14 protein-coding genes are annotated in these 15,057 nt (G+C 71.6%); 4 read left to right on the plus strand and 10 right to left on the minus strand.

What is annotated here, in order from left to right; genetic code table 11:
• Positions 1 to 131: 131 nt before the first annotated feature.
• The 5 genes from QF030_RS08870 to QF030_RS08890 form a co-directional block, all read right to left on the minus strand.
• Positions 132 to 560, minus strand: coding sequence for an SHOCT domain-containing protein (locus QF030_RS08870; protein WP_307162115.1), 429 nt, complete (start codon positions 558 to 560; stop codon positions 132 to 134).
• A 109-nt stretch (positions 561 to 669) separates the two neighbouring features.
• Entirely contained in the window at positions 670 to 1,359 is a 690-nt protein-coding gene (locus QF030_RS08875) for an HdeD family acid-resistance protein (RefSeq protein ID WP_307162116.1), read from the minus strand.
• A 45-nt stretch (positions 1,360 to 1,404) separates the two neighbouring features.
• Positions 1,405 to 1,602 (minus strand): hypothetical protein, encoded by a 198-nt coding sequence (locus QF030_RS08880; protein WP_062646518.1) that lies wholly within the window; start codon positions 1,600 to 1,602, stop codon positions 1,405 to 1,407.
• A gap of 192 nt (positions 1,603 to 1,794) precedes the next feature.
• Positions 1,795 to 2,316: a hypothetical protein gene (locus QF030_RS08885; protein WP_307162117.1), complete on the minus strand. Its 522-nt coding sequence runs from the start codon at positions 2,314 to 2,316 to the stop codon at positions 1,795 to 1,797.
• 142 nt (positions 2,317 to 2,458) lie between these two features.
• Positions 2,459 to 5,188: a LuxR C-terminal-related transcriptional regulator gene (locus tag QF030_RS08890; protein WP_307162118.1), complete on the minus strand. Its 2,730-nt coding sequence runs from the start codon at positions 5,186 to 5,188 to the stop codon at positions 2,459 to 2,461.
• A gap of 208 nt (positions 5,189 to 5,396) precedes the next feature.
• On the opposite strand from QF030_RS08890, the gene QF030_RS08895 reads away from it, so the two are divergent.
• A complete protein-coding gene (locus tag QF030_RS08895) occupies positions 5,397 to 6,206 on the plus strand; it encodes a PhzF family phenazine biosynthesis protein (RefSeq protein ID WP_307162119.1) in 810 nt (269 codons plus the stop codon).
• A gap of 46 nt (positions 6,207 to 6,252) precedes the next feature.
• Here the strand turns inward: QF030_RS08895 and QF030_RS08900 are convergent, their stop codons facing one another.
• On the minus strand, positions 6,253 to 7,053 hold the full coding sequence (locus QF030_RS08900; RefSeq protein WP_307162120.1) for a CPBP family intramembrane glutamic endopeptidase: 801 nt from the start codon (positions 7,051 to 7,053) through the stop codon (positions 6,253 to 6,255).
• Between the two features lie 562 nt (positions 7,054 to 7,615).
• Positions 7,616 to 9,133, minus strand: a complete 1,518-nt coding sequence (locus tag QF030_RS08905; protein ID WP_307162121.1) for a glutamate--cysteine ligase — start codon at positions 9,131 to 9,133, stop codon at positions 7,616 to 7,618.
• A 571-nt stretch (positions 9,134 to 9,704) separates the two neighbouring features.
• Between QF030_RS08905 and QF030_RS08910 the strand changes: the two genes are divergently transcribed.
• The 3 genes from QF030_RS08910 (at position 9,705) to QF030_RS08920 (ending at position 12,093) form a co-directional block, all read left to right on the plus strand.
• Complete coding sequence (locus tag QF030_RS08910) at positions 9,705 to 10,295, plus strand: hypothetical protein (protein WP_307162122.1); 591 nt, start codon at positions 9,705 to 9,707, stop codon at positions 10,293 to 10,295.
• A gap of 346 nt (positions 10,296 to 10,641) precedes the next feature.
• Positions 10,642 to 10,830: a DUF5999 family protein gene (locus tag QF030_RS08915; protein WP_171396006.1), complete on the plus strand. Its 189-nt coding sequence runs from the start codon at positions 10,642 to 10,644 to the stop codon at positions 10,828 to 10,830.
• A 222-nt stretch (positions 10,831 to 11,052) separates the two neighbouring features.
• Positions 11,053 to 12,093: a LacI family DNA-binding transcriptional regulator gene (locus QF030_RS08920; protein ID WP_307162123.1), complete on the plus strand. Its 1,041-nt coding sequence runs from the start codon at positions 11,053 to 11,055 to the stop codon at positions 12,091 to 12,093.
• On the opposite strand, the gene QF030_RS08925 is transcribed toward QF030_RS08920, so the two are convergent.
• The 3 genes from QF030_RS08925 to QF030_RS08935 form a co-directional block, all read right to left on the minus strand.
• Positions 12,086 to 13,159, minus strand: coding sequence for an endo-1,4-beta-xylanase (locus QF030_RS08925; protein ID WP_307162124.1), 1,074 nt, complete (start codon positions 13,157 to 13,159; stop codon positions 12,086 to 12,088). The genes QF030_RS08920 and QF030_RS08925 overlap by 8 nt on opposite strands.
• Positions 13,160 to 13,209: 50 nt before the next feature.
• Positions 13,210 to 13,974 carry a carbohydrate ABC transporter permease gene (locus QF030_RS08930; RefSeq protein ID WP_307167513.1) on the minus strand — a complete coding sequence of 255 codons (765 nt, stop codon included), beginning with the start codon at positions 13,972 to 13,974 and terminating at the stop codon, positions 13,210 to 13,212.
• An 83-nt stretch (positions 13,975 to 14,057) separates the two neighbouring features.
• A complete protein-coding gene (locus QF030_RS08935) occupies positions 14,058 to 15,056 on the minus strand; it encodes a carbohydrate ABC transporter permease (protein ID WP_307162125.1) in 999 nt (332 codons plus the stop codon).
• Position 15,057: the final 1 nt, after the last annotated feature.

The following is a 15,057-nucleotide window of genomic DNA, read 5'->3' on the forward strand; positions in this document are numbered from 1 at the left end:
TCTGCAGCCTTCCTGGTGATGCGGACGGGACTGCCCGTCCGGTCGGTCCGCGGACCTGTCCGTCCTCGCCACGCACAGCGCCCGGATGACGAACCCGGAGAAGGCGATCACGCCTGCTCCGTGCCGCCTGCTCAGTGGCGGGAGCCGCTCAGCACCATCTGCTTCGCCCTGTCGAACTCCTCGTCCGTGATGTCACCGCGGGCACGGATCTCGGAGAGCTTGGCGAGTTCGTCGACGCTGCTGGTGGCTGCCGTGCCCTTGGCGGTCTCGCGCACGTAGCTGTCGAAGGCCTGCTGCTGGTCACGCGCCTGCTTGATCTCCCTGCGGCCCATGTTCTTCCCCCGCGCGATCACGTAGACGAAGACACCCAGGAAGGGCAGTACGACGCAGAACACCAGCCAGCCCGCCTTGGCCCAGCCGCTGAGCTCGTCGTCCCGGAAGATGTCCATGACGATCCGGAACAGCAGGACGAACCACATGATCCACAGGAAGAACACCAGCATCGTCCAGAAGGCGCTCAGCAGCGGATAGTCGTACGCGAGGTACATGTCCCCACTCATCTCTTCCTCCGTTCCGGGCCGGGGCCCGACATGCCGTGTGTGGCGTATTCAGGGTGCGCGCGGCGGTTCACGACGTCCTCACCCGAGGCGGGTGAGAGCACCGGCCTCCTCAGAGCGTCCCCGCGGGGGTCCCCGGCTCCGTGGCCCGGGCCCGGCGCAGCGCGGCCCGCCAGGCGAAGGCGACCGCGGCCTCGACCAGACCGAGCAGGACCAGCCACAGGCCGAGCAGCCGGGTCAGCGCCCGGGCGGACTCGGTCGGCAGGGCGAGCACGACGATCCCCGCGACGATGGCGAGCACGGCCGCGCCGAGCACGACCCCCCGGTGCGGCAGGTCCTTGGTGGCGAGCGCCGTGTAGAGGGTGAGGATGCCGGACACCAGCCACAGGACCCCGACGACGAGCGAGAGGGTCGCGATGGTCTGCAGTGGGTTCCTCAGGCACAGCACTCCGGCGACGACGTACAGCACCGCCAGGAGAAGGCCGGTGAGGCGCTCCCCGTGGTCCTCCCTCCCGAAGGCGGCGACGAACCGGAACACCCCGGTCACCAGCAGGTACAGGCCGATGAGGACCGCGAGGACGTGCAGGGTCTCGTCCGGCCAGACGAGGATCAGGATGCCCGGCACGAGCGTGGCGACCGCCGAGCCCAGGATCCAGGTCCAGGACCGCCCGAGCACACCCAGCGCCTCGGCGGGATCCGCGCCCATCGGCCCCGGTACCGCCCCGCCGGACGGCCGGTCACGACCGCCGAACGGATCGTCCGGTCCGGTGTGCGGTACGGGACCACCAGGCGAAACGCTCATGACTCCTCCTCGTGCCGGCCGGGGACGACGACGCGCCCCGGCACATCACTCCGGCAGCTGACGCATTTCCAGGACCCGCAGCCCCAGGGACTGGCAACGGGCCAGCAGCCCGTACAGGTGCGCCTCGTCGACGACGTAGCCGAACAGGACGGTCTGACCGGACATGACCACATGGTCCAGTTCGGGGAAGACCCTGGTCAGCGCCTCCGACAGGTGTCCGTCGACGCGGATCTCGTAGCGCATGAGCTGCTCTCCCGGGATGGCCTGGGACTGGCGGACTGCGCACTCACCCTGCGATCCTGCGCCCCCGCCGGAGCGGACGGCCTCACCCCGTGCAGGTGATACCTCGAGCGACCCGCGTTCCGTCGGTGTCCGCGCAGGTCACTGCCCCTCGGTGTCCGCGCGGTCGGTGGGCGTCCGGCCGTCGGAGCCCCTCTAGTGCGTCACGAGAAGTTTGAAGGCGATGATCAGCAGGCCGAGCACGAGGTTCACCGAGGCTGTGACCACCACCATGCGCCACGAGGCTCCGGCCCGTCGTGCCCCCGCCGAGGACCAGCCGACCTGGCCCGCCACGGCGACCGCGAGCGCGAGCCAGAGGGCTCCGTCGAGGTCGAGGCCGAGCAGCGGGCTGACGGCCACGGCGACGGCCGACGGGAGTGCCGCCTTGACGATGGGCCACTCCTCGCGGCACACGTGCAGCACCACCCGACGGTCAAGGCTCCGCTGCACCAACCGCGCTCCGAACAACTGGGCGTGCACATGAGCGATCCAGAACGACACTCCCGTGAGCAACAGCAGCAGCACGAGCTCCAGCCGGGGGAACGAGCCCAGGGTGCCCGCGCCGACGATCACCGAGGCGGCGAGCATGGATCCGTAGACGCCCCCGGTGTAGTCGGCGGTCCTCCTGCGCTCGGCGGCGCGTTCCCGGGCCGCCGTCACGCGTGCGGTCCTCGGCATCGCGACCTCTCTCGGCGAGTGGGACGAGTCAGGCGAGTCGGATGAATCAGACGGACGGGTGTCCACACCTGCCATCACAGCGGAGAAGCCCGGTCGGTACCTCACCCCCCACGGGCGAGCCGGAGGGGCGCCGAAGCCCCGCTCACAGGAGCTTCAGCTCGCGGGCGCGGCGCACCGCGTCGTTGCGGCGGTTGACCGCCAGCTTCCGGTAGACGCTCTTGAGGTGGGTCTTGACCGTGTTCACGGAGACGAACAGGTCGGCGGCGATCTCCTCCGTCGACATCGTCAGGGCGAGCCTGCTGAGCACGTCGCGTTCGCGTCCGCTGAGCTCCTCCACGAGCGGGAGCGGCGGGCCGTCGGACGCCGCCGCGCCGGGTGCTCCCCGGTCCGCCCGCCGCACCCGTGGTGCCATGGCGTCCAGCAACGGGCGGATCCACGGACCGGCCTCGCCGAAAGGCCGCCGCAGCCCGTCCCGCCGCGCCTCGCGCAGGGCCTGGGCGACCAGTCGGCGCGCGGTGGCCGCGTCTCCCGCCCGGTCCGCCGCCTGCGCGCGCACCAGCAGGGCCCGGACGGTCACCGCGGGGCCCGCGCGGCCTTGTGGCCGCACATCGTCGAGCAGGTCGATCGCCACCCCGGGCCGGCCCGCCGCGAGATGGGCGCGCGCGGCCGCCACCGCGCACGCCGGTTGCTCGCCGGACACCGCCCGCAGCACCTCGACAGCCGTCTCGGGCCGGCCTTCCGCCAGATGTACGGCGGAGACGACGAGCGCCGTCTGGCCCGCGGCCCAGGGGGAGACCACGGTGGCCGGAACAGCTCGTTCTGCCGCTTCGAGAGCTGCTCGGGTGTCGCCGCGGGCCAGATGCAGACGGGCGGTCGCGATGGCCCGGCCCGCCTCCATGACCGGGTCCTCCAGAGCCGGGTCCGTCCCGCCCGCCCCGGCCGCCTCGGCAAGGAGCCTGCGGGCCCGGCCCAGGTCGTCGCGGTCGACGGCGACGGCGGCCAGCACCAGGCGCCCCATGCCGGAACCCGACGGCTGGGGCAGGCCGTACCGCTCCGTCACCGTCACCGCCGCCCGGGCCTTGCGCTCCGCTCTGCCGAGCCAGCCGTCCAGATAGTCGATCAGAGCCAGCCCGCCGAGCGAGTCCTCGCGGGCGAGCGCCGTGGAGGCCCCTGCCCCGGACCCGGCCACCTGCGACAGGGCGGCACACGCCTCGTCGAACCGCCCCGCCCACAGGCGTGCCGAGCCCAGGTGGGCCAGCAGCAGCGCGGTGAGTTCGGGATGTCGCTCCAGCAGATGGGCCGGAGCCCGGCCGCACAGTGCCTCGGCCGCCGCCGCGGCCCTCTCCGCCCGGCCCGGCTCGCCGGTCAGCCGGCCGGCCAGCGTCTCGAGCAGGGCGCAGCTCAGCCGGGCCGCCACCATGCCGGGCTCCTCGCCCGCCGCGGTCCACGCGGCCGTCAGCACCTGCTCCGCCGCTGCGCCGGGTTCGACCGTCGGGCCCAGCCCGGCCGTCAGGCCCTGCTCCGCGTCACGCAGGTGCCGCAGGCCCCGGTCGAGATCGCGCCGGGACAGTTCACGGGCGGCGCGGACCAGGTCCGTCGCGGGTCCGGTGGCCTCCGGTCCCATCCGGGCGAACAGGTCGGCGAGTTCCTCGGAGCCCAGGCCGGTGAAGAGCCAGCCGATGGCGAAGTCGTCGATCAGGGCGCCGGCGGTGAACTCCCAGTCACCGGCGGCAGCGCCCTGGCCCAGCGTCTCCGTGAGGGAGCCCGAGCCCCGCAGCCAGCGCGCGGCCCGCCGGTGCAACTCGGGCTCCAGTCCTGGCGAGCGCATGCGCAGATGGGCTCGGAGGATCTCCGCGAACAGCGGGTGAAGGCGGTACCAGTCCTGCCCGAGATGCTCCACGAAGGCGTTCTCGCGGTGCAGGCCGGCCAGGATGGGCCCGGCGTCGGTACGCTCGGTCAACGCGTTCACCAGCTCGGGGCGGAAGCGGTCGAGGACGCTGACCCGCAGCAGGACGTCCTGTGTCTCGGGCGGCTGCCGTCGGAGCACCTCCGCCAGCAGGAAGTCGGCGACCGTGGAGTGGTCGGCTTCGAACTCCTTCAGATACGTCTCCGGATCCGGGTGCTCACGTGCGGCGAGGGCGCACAGCCGCAGTCCGGCGGCCCAGCCCCGGGTGCGGTCCACGAGGCCCTGCGTCGCGTGCGCCGCAAGCCGCAGTCCGTGCAGATCGAGGAGTTCGGCCGCCTCCTGGGAGGTGAAGGCCAGCTCCGCGCCCCGGATCTCCGTCAGGTCGCCGGCCGCCCGGTACCGGTGCAGCGGCAGCAGCGGCTCGGTACGGGTGACGAGGATCAGGCGCAGTCCGTCGCCGGCGTGGTGCAGGACGAACTCCAGCTGATCGGCGACCTCCGGGGCGATCATCCGGTCGTACTCGTCGAGCACCACGGTCACCGGCCGGTCCCGGACGCTCAGCTCGGCGGCGAGCCGGGCCAGCAGGTTGGGCGGCACACGGCTCGCGTCCGCCGGGCAGCCGATCCCGGCGGGCAGCGACGCCCCGGAGGCCCGCAGGGCCTGGAGCAGGTACGCCCAGAGCATTCCCGGACCCTGCTCCGCCGCGTCCGTGGTGAGCCAGGCGACGGGCAGGTCGCGGGCCGCGGCCCAGTCCGCGACCAGCAGCGTCTTCCCCGCGCCCGCGGCGCCGTTGACCATGGTCAGCGGGGTCCGCAACGCCTGGTCGAGATGGCTGACCAGCCGTTCACGGCGCAGGAACGTCTCCGGCCGGGCCGGTATGGCGAACCGCGTGCGCAGAAACGGATCGCCCTGAGGATCGACGTACGACGCCGTCGGATCGGTGTCGCTCTGCTCGAGCCCAGCCATGGCGTTCACCGCCCGTGGTCGTCAGGTCATGCGCCGTGCTCTTCGCCCTCAGGATCCCAGGGTTCCGCCCCAGGTGCCCTGCGGGAGTGCCGCGCGGGACGATCCGGGCCCGGTCACGGAGGGTGCCGGTGCGTGCCGGACGAAACCGGGCCAGGACGCGCGGATTGGCCTTGGCCGACGGCCCCGCCCACCCCCTACCGTCAGCGGCATGCGCATCCGAATCGTCGACGCCTTCACCGACCGCCCCTTCACCGGCAACCCGGCCGGGGTCCTGCTCCTGGACGCCTTCCCGGACGACAACCGGCTCCAGAACGTGGCTCTGGAGGTCAACCACGCCGAGACGGCGTTCGCCCACCCCCTCCCCCAGGGCGGTGCAGCGGACTGGGCCCTGCGCTGGTTCACCCCCGTGGCCGAGGTCGACATGTGCGGCCACGCCACGCTCGCCACCGCCCACGTCCTGCACACCACGGGCGCCCACGAGGGCCCGGTGCGCTTCGCCACCCGCAGTGGTGTCCTGGTCGCGGCGCCCGCCGAGGACGGCTCGATCACCCTGGACTTCCCGACCGCCCCGCTGACCGAGGTCGAGATCCCGGACGGGGTCACCGAGGCCCTGGGCGCCGAGCCGCTGACCTGCTCCGACACCGGCCCGCACGTCGGCGACCTGCTGGTCGAGCTCGCCGACGAGAAGACCGTCCACGCCCTGAAGCCCGACCACAAGGCACTGGCCGCGCACTCCCGCCGCGGCGTCATCGCGACCGCCCGCGCCGAGAACCCGGACCTGGGATACGACTTCGTCTCCCGCTGCTTCTTCCCGAACCTCGGCATCGACGAGGACCCGGTGACGGGCAGCGCCCACACCGCCCTGGCGCCCTACTGGGCCGAACGCCTCGGCCGCACCGCCCTGACCGGCCTCCAGGCCTCGCCCCGAGCCGGCCGGGTCCGCACCGAACTGTGCGGTGCGCGCACCCTGCTGAGCGGCCGGGCGGTCACGGTCATCGAGGGCGAGCTGCTCGTCTGAGTGCCGACGGGCGTGCCGACGGCCGGGCGGGAAGGCGGGGGTCGGCTCACGCCGTCGGCAGCCACCCCACCTTCCCCGCCAGCAGCGCGTATCCGACGAAGGCCCCGATGTCGAGCAGGGAGTGCGCCACCACCAGGGGGCCCACCCGGCCCCAGCGGCGGTAGAGGTAGACGAACACCACGCCCATCACCATGTTGCCGATGAAGCCGCCGATGCCCTGATAGAGGTGATAGGAGCCGCGCAGCACGGCACTGGCCACGAGCGCCGTGCCCGGCGTCCAGCCCAACTGGCCCAGTCGGCGCAGCAGATAGCCGACGACGATGACCTCTTCGAGGATCGCGTTCTGCATCGCGGACATGATCAGCACCGGGTACTTCCACCACACGTCCGGCAGCGCCTCCGGCACCACCGTGAGGTTGAAGCCGAGTCCGCGTGCCGCCAGGTAGAAGGCGATGCCGGTGCTGCCGATCACCGCCGCGACCGCCGCCCCGCGACCGAGGTCCGGCCAGGGCCGGGTGCGGTCGAAGCCCAGGGTCCGCAGCCCCTGTCCCTCGCGCAGCAGGAAGTGGGCGACGAGCGCCACCGGGACGAGCGCCGTGGCGATCCCGAACAGCTGCCAGGCGAGATCGAGCCATGGACGGCCGGGCGCGGCCGAGGCGTTGAGAGTCGCCGCCTGATCCTTCAAGCCGCCCGGCTTGGTGACCGATCCGACAAAGCTGATCAGGGCGGACACCCCGCTCGCACCGAGCGAAACCCCCAGGACGAGCAGTGTCTCGTCGCGGAAAATCCGTCGCGTGAGCTGCTCCCGCGGAAAAGAATCAGCCACCGACCCTGCCTCCACCTGCACGCTTGTCTCCAGTTGCGGGTACCCGCCGCATCCCCACCGCTGCCTCGCCAGGGTCTCGAAAGACGTCACGAGATCGTGCGTGACAGGCCGTCGGGGGACGGACGCCGTACGGGGGCGCACCTCCTCTTCGCAGGCCGAGCGGCGCGATTCCGCCACGGGGCCGACAGGGAGGGGAACACCACCGTCATGGGACGTCACAGCTTGCCCGATCAGCACGGGCCGGGCGGCAGCGACCCCCGTCCGCGTATCCCGCCGCCGTGCCGTGGCCGCGCCTTGGCCGTGCCGTGGCCGTCGCGACCGCCCGCGTGCTCACGGTCGCGGGAGGCGCCGCGGCCGCCGTACGCAGCGGATCACTTTCCTGGGACTCGTCCTGCCGCGACCACCCCCCACGGCGATCCGGCGCACAGGGCGACCGGCCTGCTCGCCCTGCCCGGACAAGCGTCCAGTCGCCCAACCGACGACTGGACGACTGGACGACTGGACGACGACAAGGACTACCGCGTCCGGTACCCCCCACACACCCCACACCGCGGCGGGCGGGGCGCCGGAAAGCCTGCGGACCTCACCCCAGCGGCGCAGGCTCGGGCAACCCCACGGGCCATGTGTGCACCGGCTCCCCCGCGTGCATCAGCTCCGCGTACCGTCGCGTGGTCGCCGCCAGTGCCTCGTCCCGCGACAACCCGGCCTCCACCGCCCGGTGGAAGGTCGCCACCTGCCAGCTCGCCCCGTTGGTCCGCCGCCGGCACCGTTCCTCGATGATCCCCAGATAGAAGTCACGGTCGGCCGGCTCCACTCCCCACCCGGTCAGCCCGGCCTCCGCCAGCGGCAGCAGCTCGTCCCGTACGAGACTCACCGCGTCGACCTCGGTCACGCCGCCCAGCCGCCCCCGGCGCGGCCACTGGAACCGCGCGTCGATCCCGTACCGGCAGGCCGCGTCGAAGTTGGCCTCGGCCGCCTCGAACGGCAGCCGGGACCACACCGGCCGGGACTCCTCCGCCAGGGCCCGGACCACTCCGTAGTAGAAGGCCGCGTTGGCCACCACGTCGGTCACGGTCGGCCCGGCGGGCAGGACCCGGTTCTCCACCCGCAGGTGCGGAACGCCGTCGGCGATGCCGTAGACGGGCCGGTTCCAGCGGTAGACCGTACCGTTGTGCAGGACGAGCTCGGCGAGGGAGGGCACCCCGCCCGCCTCCAGGACCTCCAGCGGGTCCTCCTCGTCGCAGATGGGCAGCAGCGGCGGGAAGAACCGCAGGTTCTCCTCGAACAGCTCGTACGCCGAGCCGATCCACCGCTCCCCGAACCACGTCCGCGGCCGGACGCCCTGCGCCCGGAGCTCCGGTGGCCGGGTGTCCGTGGCCTGCTGGAACAGCGGGGGCCGCGACTCCCGCCACAGCTCGTGGCCGAACAGGAAGGGCGAGTTGGCGCCGACGGCGATCTGCGCGGCGGTCACCGCCTGCGCCGCGTTCCACACGGCGGCGAAGCGGCCGGGCGTGACCTGGAGGTGCAGCTGCACGGAGGTGCAGGCCGCCTCGGGCACGATCGACTTCGAGGTGCACGACAGCCGCTCGACGCCGTCGATCTCGAGGGTGAACTCCTCTCCCCTGGCGGCCACGATCTGGTCGTTGAGGAGGGTGTAGCGGTCGACCTCGGAGAGGTTGGACGAGACCAGGTCGTCGCGGTCGAGGGTGGGCAGAATACCGATCATCACGATACCCGCGTCCACCTCGCCCGCCTTTCGATGGGCATATGCCAGCGACGTACGGAGTTCTTCGGCGAGCCGGTCGAATACCCGGCCTCCCAATCGGTGTGGGGCTATGTTCACTTCCAGATTGAACATGGCGAGTTCTGTTTGGAAATCACGGCTCGCGATCCGCTCCAGTACTTGCCCATTCAGCATTCTCGGCTGGCCGTCGGCACCCGCGAGATTCAGTTCGATCTCCAGCCCCATGAGGTTCTTGGGACGATCGAAGCGCTTCTGGGCCAGGAGCCGCTCGAGCCCCGTCAGGCACCGCCGGAGCTTGTCCCGGTAGTGCTGACGATCGGACAGGTCGAACGCGCCTGCCACGACCTTTTCCCCCATCGAAGCGTCCCTCCTCGCGTGGGCGGCCCGCGATGGCGGCCGCCGGATGATCCGGTCAGGTGGGATGATGCCCAGCCGGGCCGATCGATAACGTCCCTCGCGCCGTCCGGCACCCGCTACGCTGACCGAAAAGCCATCGGCGGTGACCGCTGGCACATTCACGGGGCATGCGGCCGTAGGACCTTTCACGAAATGTGGAACTCGTGAAAAACGCCGACTGAAATACGCCGACCGCTGCAGCGGCATAAGCCGAGGTCATCGCTGCGGACCCCGTTCTGAATCGGGATGATTCCCCCCTATCGCCGACCGAATGAACCCTTGCCGAGTGTCCCGGCATCGACTAGACGAAACACAGTCTGAACACATGTCGTATAAACTCCCGGACAAGGCAGAGAAGGTTGGCGCCCGCAGTCGAAGGAGCCTGTCGTCGAAGTGACGGCAGGCCGCTCGCGCACCCCCGCACCCCCAGACTCCGGCCCCCGGCCTCTCCGACCTGTTCGAGAGCTAGCTGACAGCGCCGTCCGCCCACGCCCTCGCGCCACCGTGCCTGTCGAATGAGAGGCGACCCACCATGCCTTTGCATGTCCCCCCGGCTCCCGCGCCCGCCCTTCGCTCCGTCCTCGTGGCACTCGATTCCCCCACCGCGGTCCGCGAGGCTCGTACCCCCTCCCTGCGCACCGCTCAGGGCGACGTCACTCCCGAACTGCCGTTGCCCCTGCACGTCCTGGACCGGATCGCCCCCGACGGCGTGGCCGCGACCCGGCTGGCCGGCTGGCGCTTCCTGATCCGCTGCGGCGACCGCGCCGTGGCAGCCGCTGAGACCCGCCTCACCCCGGACGGCTGGGCGTTCTCGCACTTCTTCGAAGGCCCCTACATCGCCTCCACCGAACGCGCCCTGCGCCAGGCCGAGTCGACCGCCCAGCCGTTCCAGGCGCGGCTGCTGTCGATCCCGGGGCTCTACATGCTCACCCTCTGGCTGCACGGGGACAGCACCTCGGACGGCACCACGGGCAGGCCCGCCCCGACCGATCTGCTGGTGCCACTGGCACCGGCGCCGCCCGGGATCGCCGCACACCGCGCCCACCGGGTCGCCGAGTTGCTCCCGCTGCTGACCCTGCGGGTGACACCGGCGGCGCCACCGCTGCTCGGTTCACCTGCCTGACCGCTCGGCCCGCCTACCCCGCACCCCGTCACCGCGGCCCCGGTGTCGGGGTGCGGCGCGGCCGGATGACCCGAGGGGCCTCCCGGGGACCCTCCGGACTAGCCCCATCCGGCCACGCAGAACCACCCGAAGTGACAGTGCGGTTGAGATGAACCGCCCGCGCGGGTGATGCGTCATGAACCTGTGAGAAGCGGTGACGCGAAATCCCTGCGGATCGACCTCCGTGGGGCAACACTGGGTCCCGACGGACTTATCACAACGGGGGGCGGCCATGAACGACGTTTCACGCCGCGGAACAGACACCACATCCATCTCAGACCTCACGCCAGAGCGGAAGTTCCCAGCCATGTGCCAGCACCAGCCACCGTGTCCGACAGCGACCTCAGCCGACCGGGAGTCCGCACGCCTCATGGCGCACCACCCGGAGCAGGGCTGGAGCCTGCTGTGCAACGGCGTCCTGCTCTTCGAGGACACCGGTGAGCTCCTGCCGGACGGCCGGGTCATCGCCCCCCACCGGGTCGTGACCGCCGCCTGAGCACCGGCCGGACGGCGCGGGACCGCCGTCCGCAGACATGAGGGGCCGGCCCGCGAACCACGCGAACCGGCCCCGACGCGCGTTCACACCCCCTCACTCCCCGTAGCCGCCCGGTCTCGGCGCGGTGCGTCCCTCTGAGTGTCTTCCCACGGCAGCACCTGTTCCGGAAGACTCCTGGAAGTTTCGGCGCAGCGTCCGGAACCATGCGACGGAGGTGGGGAAGTGAATGCGGACGACACCGTGCCCGCGACCCGGGCCAGAATCACGATCACGGAGATCGCCCGCCGGGCCGGCGTCTCGGTGCCGACCGTGTCCCGGGTCGTCAACGGCCGCTCCGACGTCTCGCCGGGAACCCGGGCCAGGGTCGAGGACCTGCTGCGGCTGCACGGCTACCGCAAGCGCCCCGCCGCCTCCCGCACCCGGGCCGCGCTGCTGGACCTGGTCTTCAACGACCTGGACAGCCCCTGGGCGGTGGAGATCATCCGCGGCGTCGAGGAGGTCGCCCACGCGGCCGGGGTGGGCACCGTGGTGTCGGCGATCCACGGCCGCTCGGGCGACGCCCGCGAGTGGATGCGCAACCTGCGCGCCCGGGCCTCCGACGGCGTCATCCTCGTCACCTCGGCCCTCGAACCCACCCTGCACGAGCAGTTGCGCATCCTGGGCGTCCCGCTGGTGGTCGTCGATCCGATGGGCTCGCCCGCCGTCGAGACCCCGACCATCGGCGCAGCCAACTGGGCGGGCGGCCTGGCGGCCACCGAGCATCTGCTGTCGCTGGGCCACCGAAGGATCGGTCTGATAGCCGGCCCGCCCCGGCTGCTGTGCTCCCGCGCCCGCTACGACGGCTACCGGGCCGCTCTGGAGGCGGCCGGCCTCGCCGTCGACGAGACCCTCGTCGTCCCCGGCGACTTCCGCCCCGAGTCGGGCTTCACCGGCTGCACCGCCCTGCTCGGTCTGGCCGAACCGCCGACCGCCGTGTTCGCGGCCAGCGACCAGATGGCGCTCGGCGCGATCGAGGCGCTGCGCCGGCGCGGCCTGCGGGCCCCGGAGGACATGAGCGTGGTCGGCTTCGACGACCTTCCCGAAGTCCGCTGGTCCGCCCCGCCGTTGACGACCGTCCGCCAGCCCCTCGCCGACATGGGCAAACTCGCCGCACGCACCGTCCTGAGCCTGGCCCGCGGCGAGCGCCCCGACTCGCCGCGGGTGGAACTGGGCACGGAGCTGGTGGTCCGCTCGAGCACCGCGCCGCCGCGCGTCGCTAGCTGAGCGCCTCCCGGATCGCCCGGTAGGCCGGCTTCGGCGCGAGCTGCTCGTCCCAGGGCAGCGCCGCGCCCTCGCCGGGGAAGAACGCCGGGATCCATGAGTACTTGTCGGTGTAGTCCCAGACGGTGATGCCGACGCAGCGCCGCACCGCGAGGCAGGCCTCGGTCATGTCCCGGTACCAGTCGGCCTGTTGGGCCAGCTTCTCGTCGGTCGCGGGCAGCAGCATCCGTACGTCGACCTCGGTGAGCGCGGTGTCCAGGCCGAGCCGGGAGAAGCGGCGGAGGTTGTCCTCCAGGCTCGTCGGATAGCCGTACTGGAGGGCGAGATGCGCCTGGAGGCCGATGCCGTCGAGCGGGACCTTCTGGGCCTTCAGTTCCCTGGCGAGGGCGTGGTAGGCGTCGCTCTTCGGGCCCACGGCCTCGATGTTGTAGTCGTTGAGGTACAGCTTCGCCTTCGGGTCGGCCTGGTGGGCCCAGCGCAGGGCGTCGGCGATGTAACCGGGGCCGAGGGTCTTGTAGAAGACGGTCTCACGGTAGGTGCCGTCCTCGTTGAAGGCCTCGTTGACCACGTCCCAGGCGTAGACCTTGCCCCGGTAGTGGCGTACCTCGGTCTGGATGTGGTTCTTCAGGACGGCCCGCAGCTCGTCCGCCGTCCACTCCTTGCCGGTCAGCCAGCCGGGGAGCTGACTGTGCCAGACGAGGGTGTGGGCGCGGACCTTCTGGTGGTTCGCGCGCGCGAGGCCGACGATCTCGTCGCCGGCCGTCCAGTCGAAGACCCCCTGCTGCGGCTCGGTGGCGTACCACTTCATGCCGTTGCCCGGGGTGATCATGTCGAACTGCTCGCCGAGGATCTTCGTATAGGCGGTGTCGGTGAGTTCCGGGTTGTCGGTGGCGCTGCCGAAGTAGCGGCCGTGGCGCTGCGCGAGGTCGGCGAGGGTCGTGCGCGGTTCTCCGCGCGCCGGGCCCTCGTGCGCCTGGGCGGCAGGTCCGGTGGCGACACCGGAGGCGACGAGGACGGCTGCGAGGGCGCCGGCGAGTCTGAGCCGGGTGCGGGCGGCGGTGCTGGGCATGGTGCGACTCCTCACGGTAGGGGTGAGCCGTACGAATCCGCGGGCGCGCGTCATCCCTTCGTGGCGCCGGCGGTGAGGCCGCCGACGAGCTGGCGCTCGGCGACGGAGTAGAACGCCAGGGCGGGCACCATGGCGAGCACGAGATAGGCGAAGACGCGCGCGTACTCCGCGGAGTACTGGCCCTGGAACTGCTGGACGCCGATCGGGACGGTCCACCAGGTGGGCTCGTTGAAGACCAGCAGCGGCAGCAGGAAGTTGTTCCAGCTGCCGACCACGGCGAGCACGGACACCGTGCCGAGGGCGGGCCTCGCCATGGGCAGCAGGATCCGCCAGAAGAACTTCAGCGGCCCGCAGCCGTCGAGGGTGGCCGCCTCCTCCAGCTCGGCGGGGATCTCGCGGAAGAACCCGCGCAGGACGACGATGGTCATCGGCAGCCCGAAGGCGGCCTGCGGCAGGATCACTCCGAGCGGGTTGTCCAGCAGGCCGATCGAGCGCAGCAGCAGGAACAGGGGCAGCGCCGCCACCGCGAAGGGGAACATCAGCCCCATCGTGAAGAGGGTGAACAGCACCTCCCGGCCGCGGAAGGCGAACCGGGCGAAGGAGAACGCGGCGAGCGCGGAGACCGCGACGACGACCACGGTCGTACCGACCGCGATGATCGTGCTGCTGCCGACGAGCTGCCAGAAGGAGCCGGAGCCGAGGATGTCCGTGTAGTTGGAGGTGACCCAGGGATCGGGCAGGCCGATGGGGTTGCGCGAGAGCTGGTCGGTGGACTTGAAGCCGGACAGCACGGCGTAGAGGAGGGGTACGGCCATCACCGCGCCGACGATTCCGAGGACCAGGTGCAGGGGATACGTCCGTCCGGTCCTGCGGGTGCTGCTGCCGGTCTCGCGGGTTTTCACGCGCCGCCTCCTCGCATGGTCGTGGTGGCGCCCTGAAGATCCCGGCGGAGCACGAACCGCTGGTAGGCGAGGGCGAAGACGAGACTGATGCCGAACATCGCCACGCTGATCGCGCTGGCGTAACCGACCTGGTAGCGCTTGAAGCCGTACTGGAACATGGTCACGGCCATCGTCTCGGAGTGGTGGTCGGGACCGCCCGCGGTGACCACCCACACCAGGTCGAAGAGCTGGATCGAGCCGATGACCGACAGGAAGACGCTGATCCGCAGGGTCGGCGCCAGCAGCGGCAGCGTGACGTTGCGGAAGCGCTGCCAGGGACCCGCCCCGTCGATCAGGGCGGCCTCCGTCAGCTCCGCCGGGATGGACTGGAGCCCGGCCAGGTAGAGCATCATGTGGAAGCCGAAGTACTTCCACGTCATGACCAGGAAGAGGGTGGCCATGACGGTGGACGGGTCGGCGAACCACTGACCGCCCACCCCGTCCAGACCGACCGCCCCCAGCACATGGTCGGCGAGACCGTCGTCCGGGGCGAAGATCATGCTGAAGAGCACGCCGGTGATCGCCTCGGAGAGGATGTACGGCGCGAAGAACAGCATCCGGTACACCGCCCGGCCGCGGATCTTCTGGTTGAGCGCGACCGCGAGCGCGAGCGCGAACGGCAGCTGGAGGACGAGCGAGAGCCCCACCAGCAGCAGACAGCGCCACAGGTCGCCCAGGAACACCGGGTCCTGGAAGAGCCGGGTGAAGTTGTCGCCGCCGATGTAGTCGTCGGGCATGCCGAAGCCGCCCCAGCGGAAGAACGAGGCGTACAGCGCGAACAGCATCGGCAGCAGCACGAGCGTGCCGAACAGCACCAGTGCGGGCACCTGGAAGCCGACGGCGGTGAGCCAGTGCCGCGCCCGCCGCCGCGCCCTGCCCCGGCCCGGGCCGGGAGACGGAGGCGGCGGGCCGACGTCCGGGCCGCTGCGCTTGTCCGGAAGGAAAGTGGAGGTCATC

It is taken from the genome of Streptomyces rishiriensis (genome assembly GCF_030815485.1).
Classification (GTDB): domain Bacteria; phylum Actinomycetota; class Actinomycetes; order Streptomycetales; family Streptomycetaceae; genus Streptomyces; species Streptomyces rishiriensis_A.

Coding starts and splice junctions, on each gene's coding strand:
- QF030_RS08870 (WP_307162115.1), bottom strand. CDS start 560: ATGAGTGGGGACATGTACCTCGCGTACGACTATCCGCTGCTGAGCGCC.
- QF030_RS08875 (WP_307162116.1), bottom strand. CDS start 1,359: ATGAGCGTTTCGCCTGGTGGTCCCGTACCGCACACCGGACCGGACGAT.
- QF030_RS08880 (WP_062646518.1), bottom strand. CDS start 1,602: ATGCGCTACGAGATCCGCGTCGACGGACACCTGTCGGAGGCGCTGACC.
- QF030_RS08885 (WP_307162117.1), bottom strand. CDS start 2,316: ATGCCGAGGACCGCACGCGTGACGGCGGCCCGGGAACGCGCCGCCGAG.
- QF030_RS08890 (WP_307162118.1), bottom strand. CDS start 5,188: ATGGCTGGGCTCGAGCAGAGCGACACCGATCCGACGGCGTCGTACGTC.
- QF030_RS08895 (WP_307162119.1), top strand. CDS start 5,397: ATGCGCATCCGAATCGTCGACGCCTTCACCGACCGCCCCTTCACCGGC.
- QF030_RS08905 (WP_307162121.1), bottom strand. CDS start 9,133: ATGGGGGAAAAGGTCGTGGCAGGCGCGTTCGACCTGTCCGATCGTCAG.
- QF030_RS08910 (WP_307162122.1), top strand. CDS start 9,705: ATGCCTTTGCATGTCCCCCCGGCTCCCGCGCCCGCCCTTCGCTCCGTC.
- QF030_RS08915 (WP_171396006.1), top strand. CDS start 10,642: ATGTGCCAGCACCAGCCACCGTGTCCGACAGCGACCTCAGCCGACCGG.
- QF030_RS08925 (WP_307162124.1), bottom strand. CDS start 13,159: ATGCCCAGCACCGCCGCCCGCACCCGGCTCAGACTCGCCGGCGCCCTC.
- QF030_RS08930 (WP_307167513.1), bottom strand. CDS start 13,974: ATGGCCGTACCCCTCCTCTACGCCGTGCTGTCCGGCTTCAAGTCCACC.
- QF030_RS08935 (WP_307162125.1), bottom strand. CDS start 15,056: ATGACCTCCACTTTCCTTCCGGACAAGCGCAGCGGCCCGGACGTCGGC.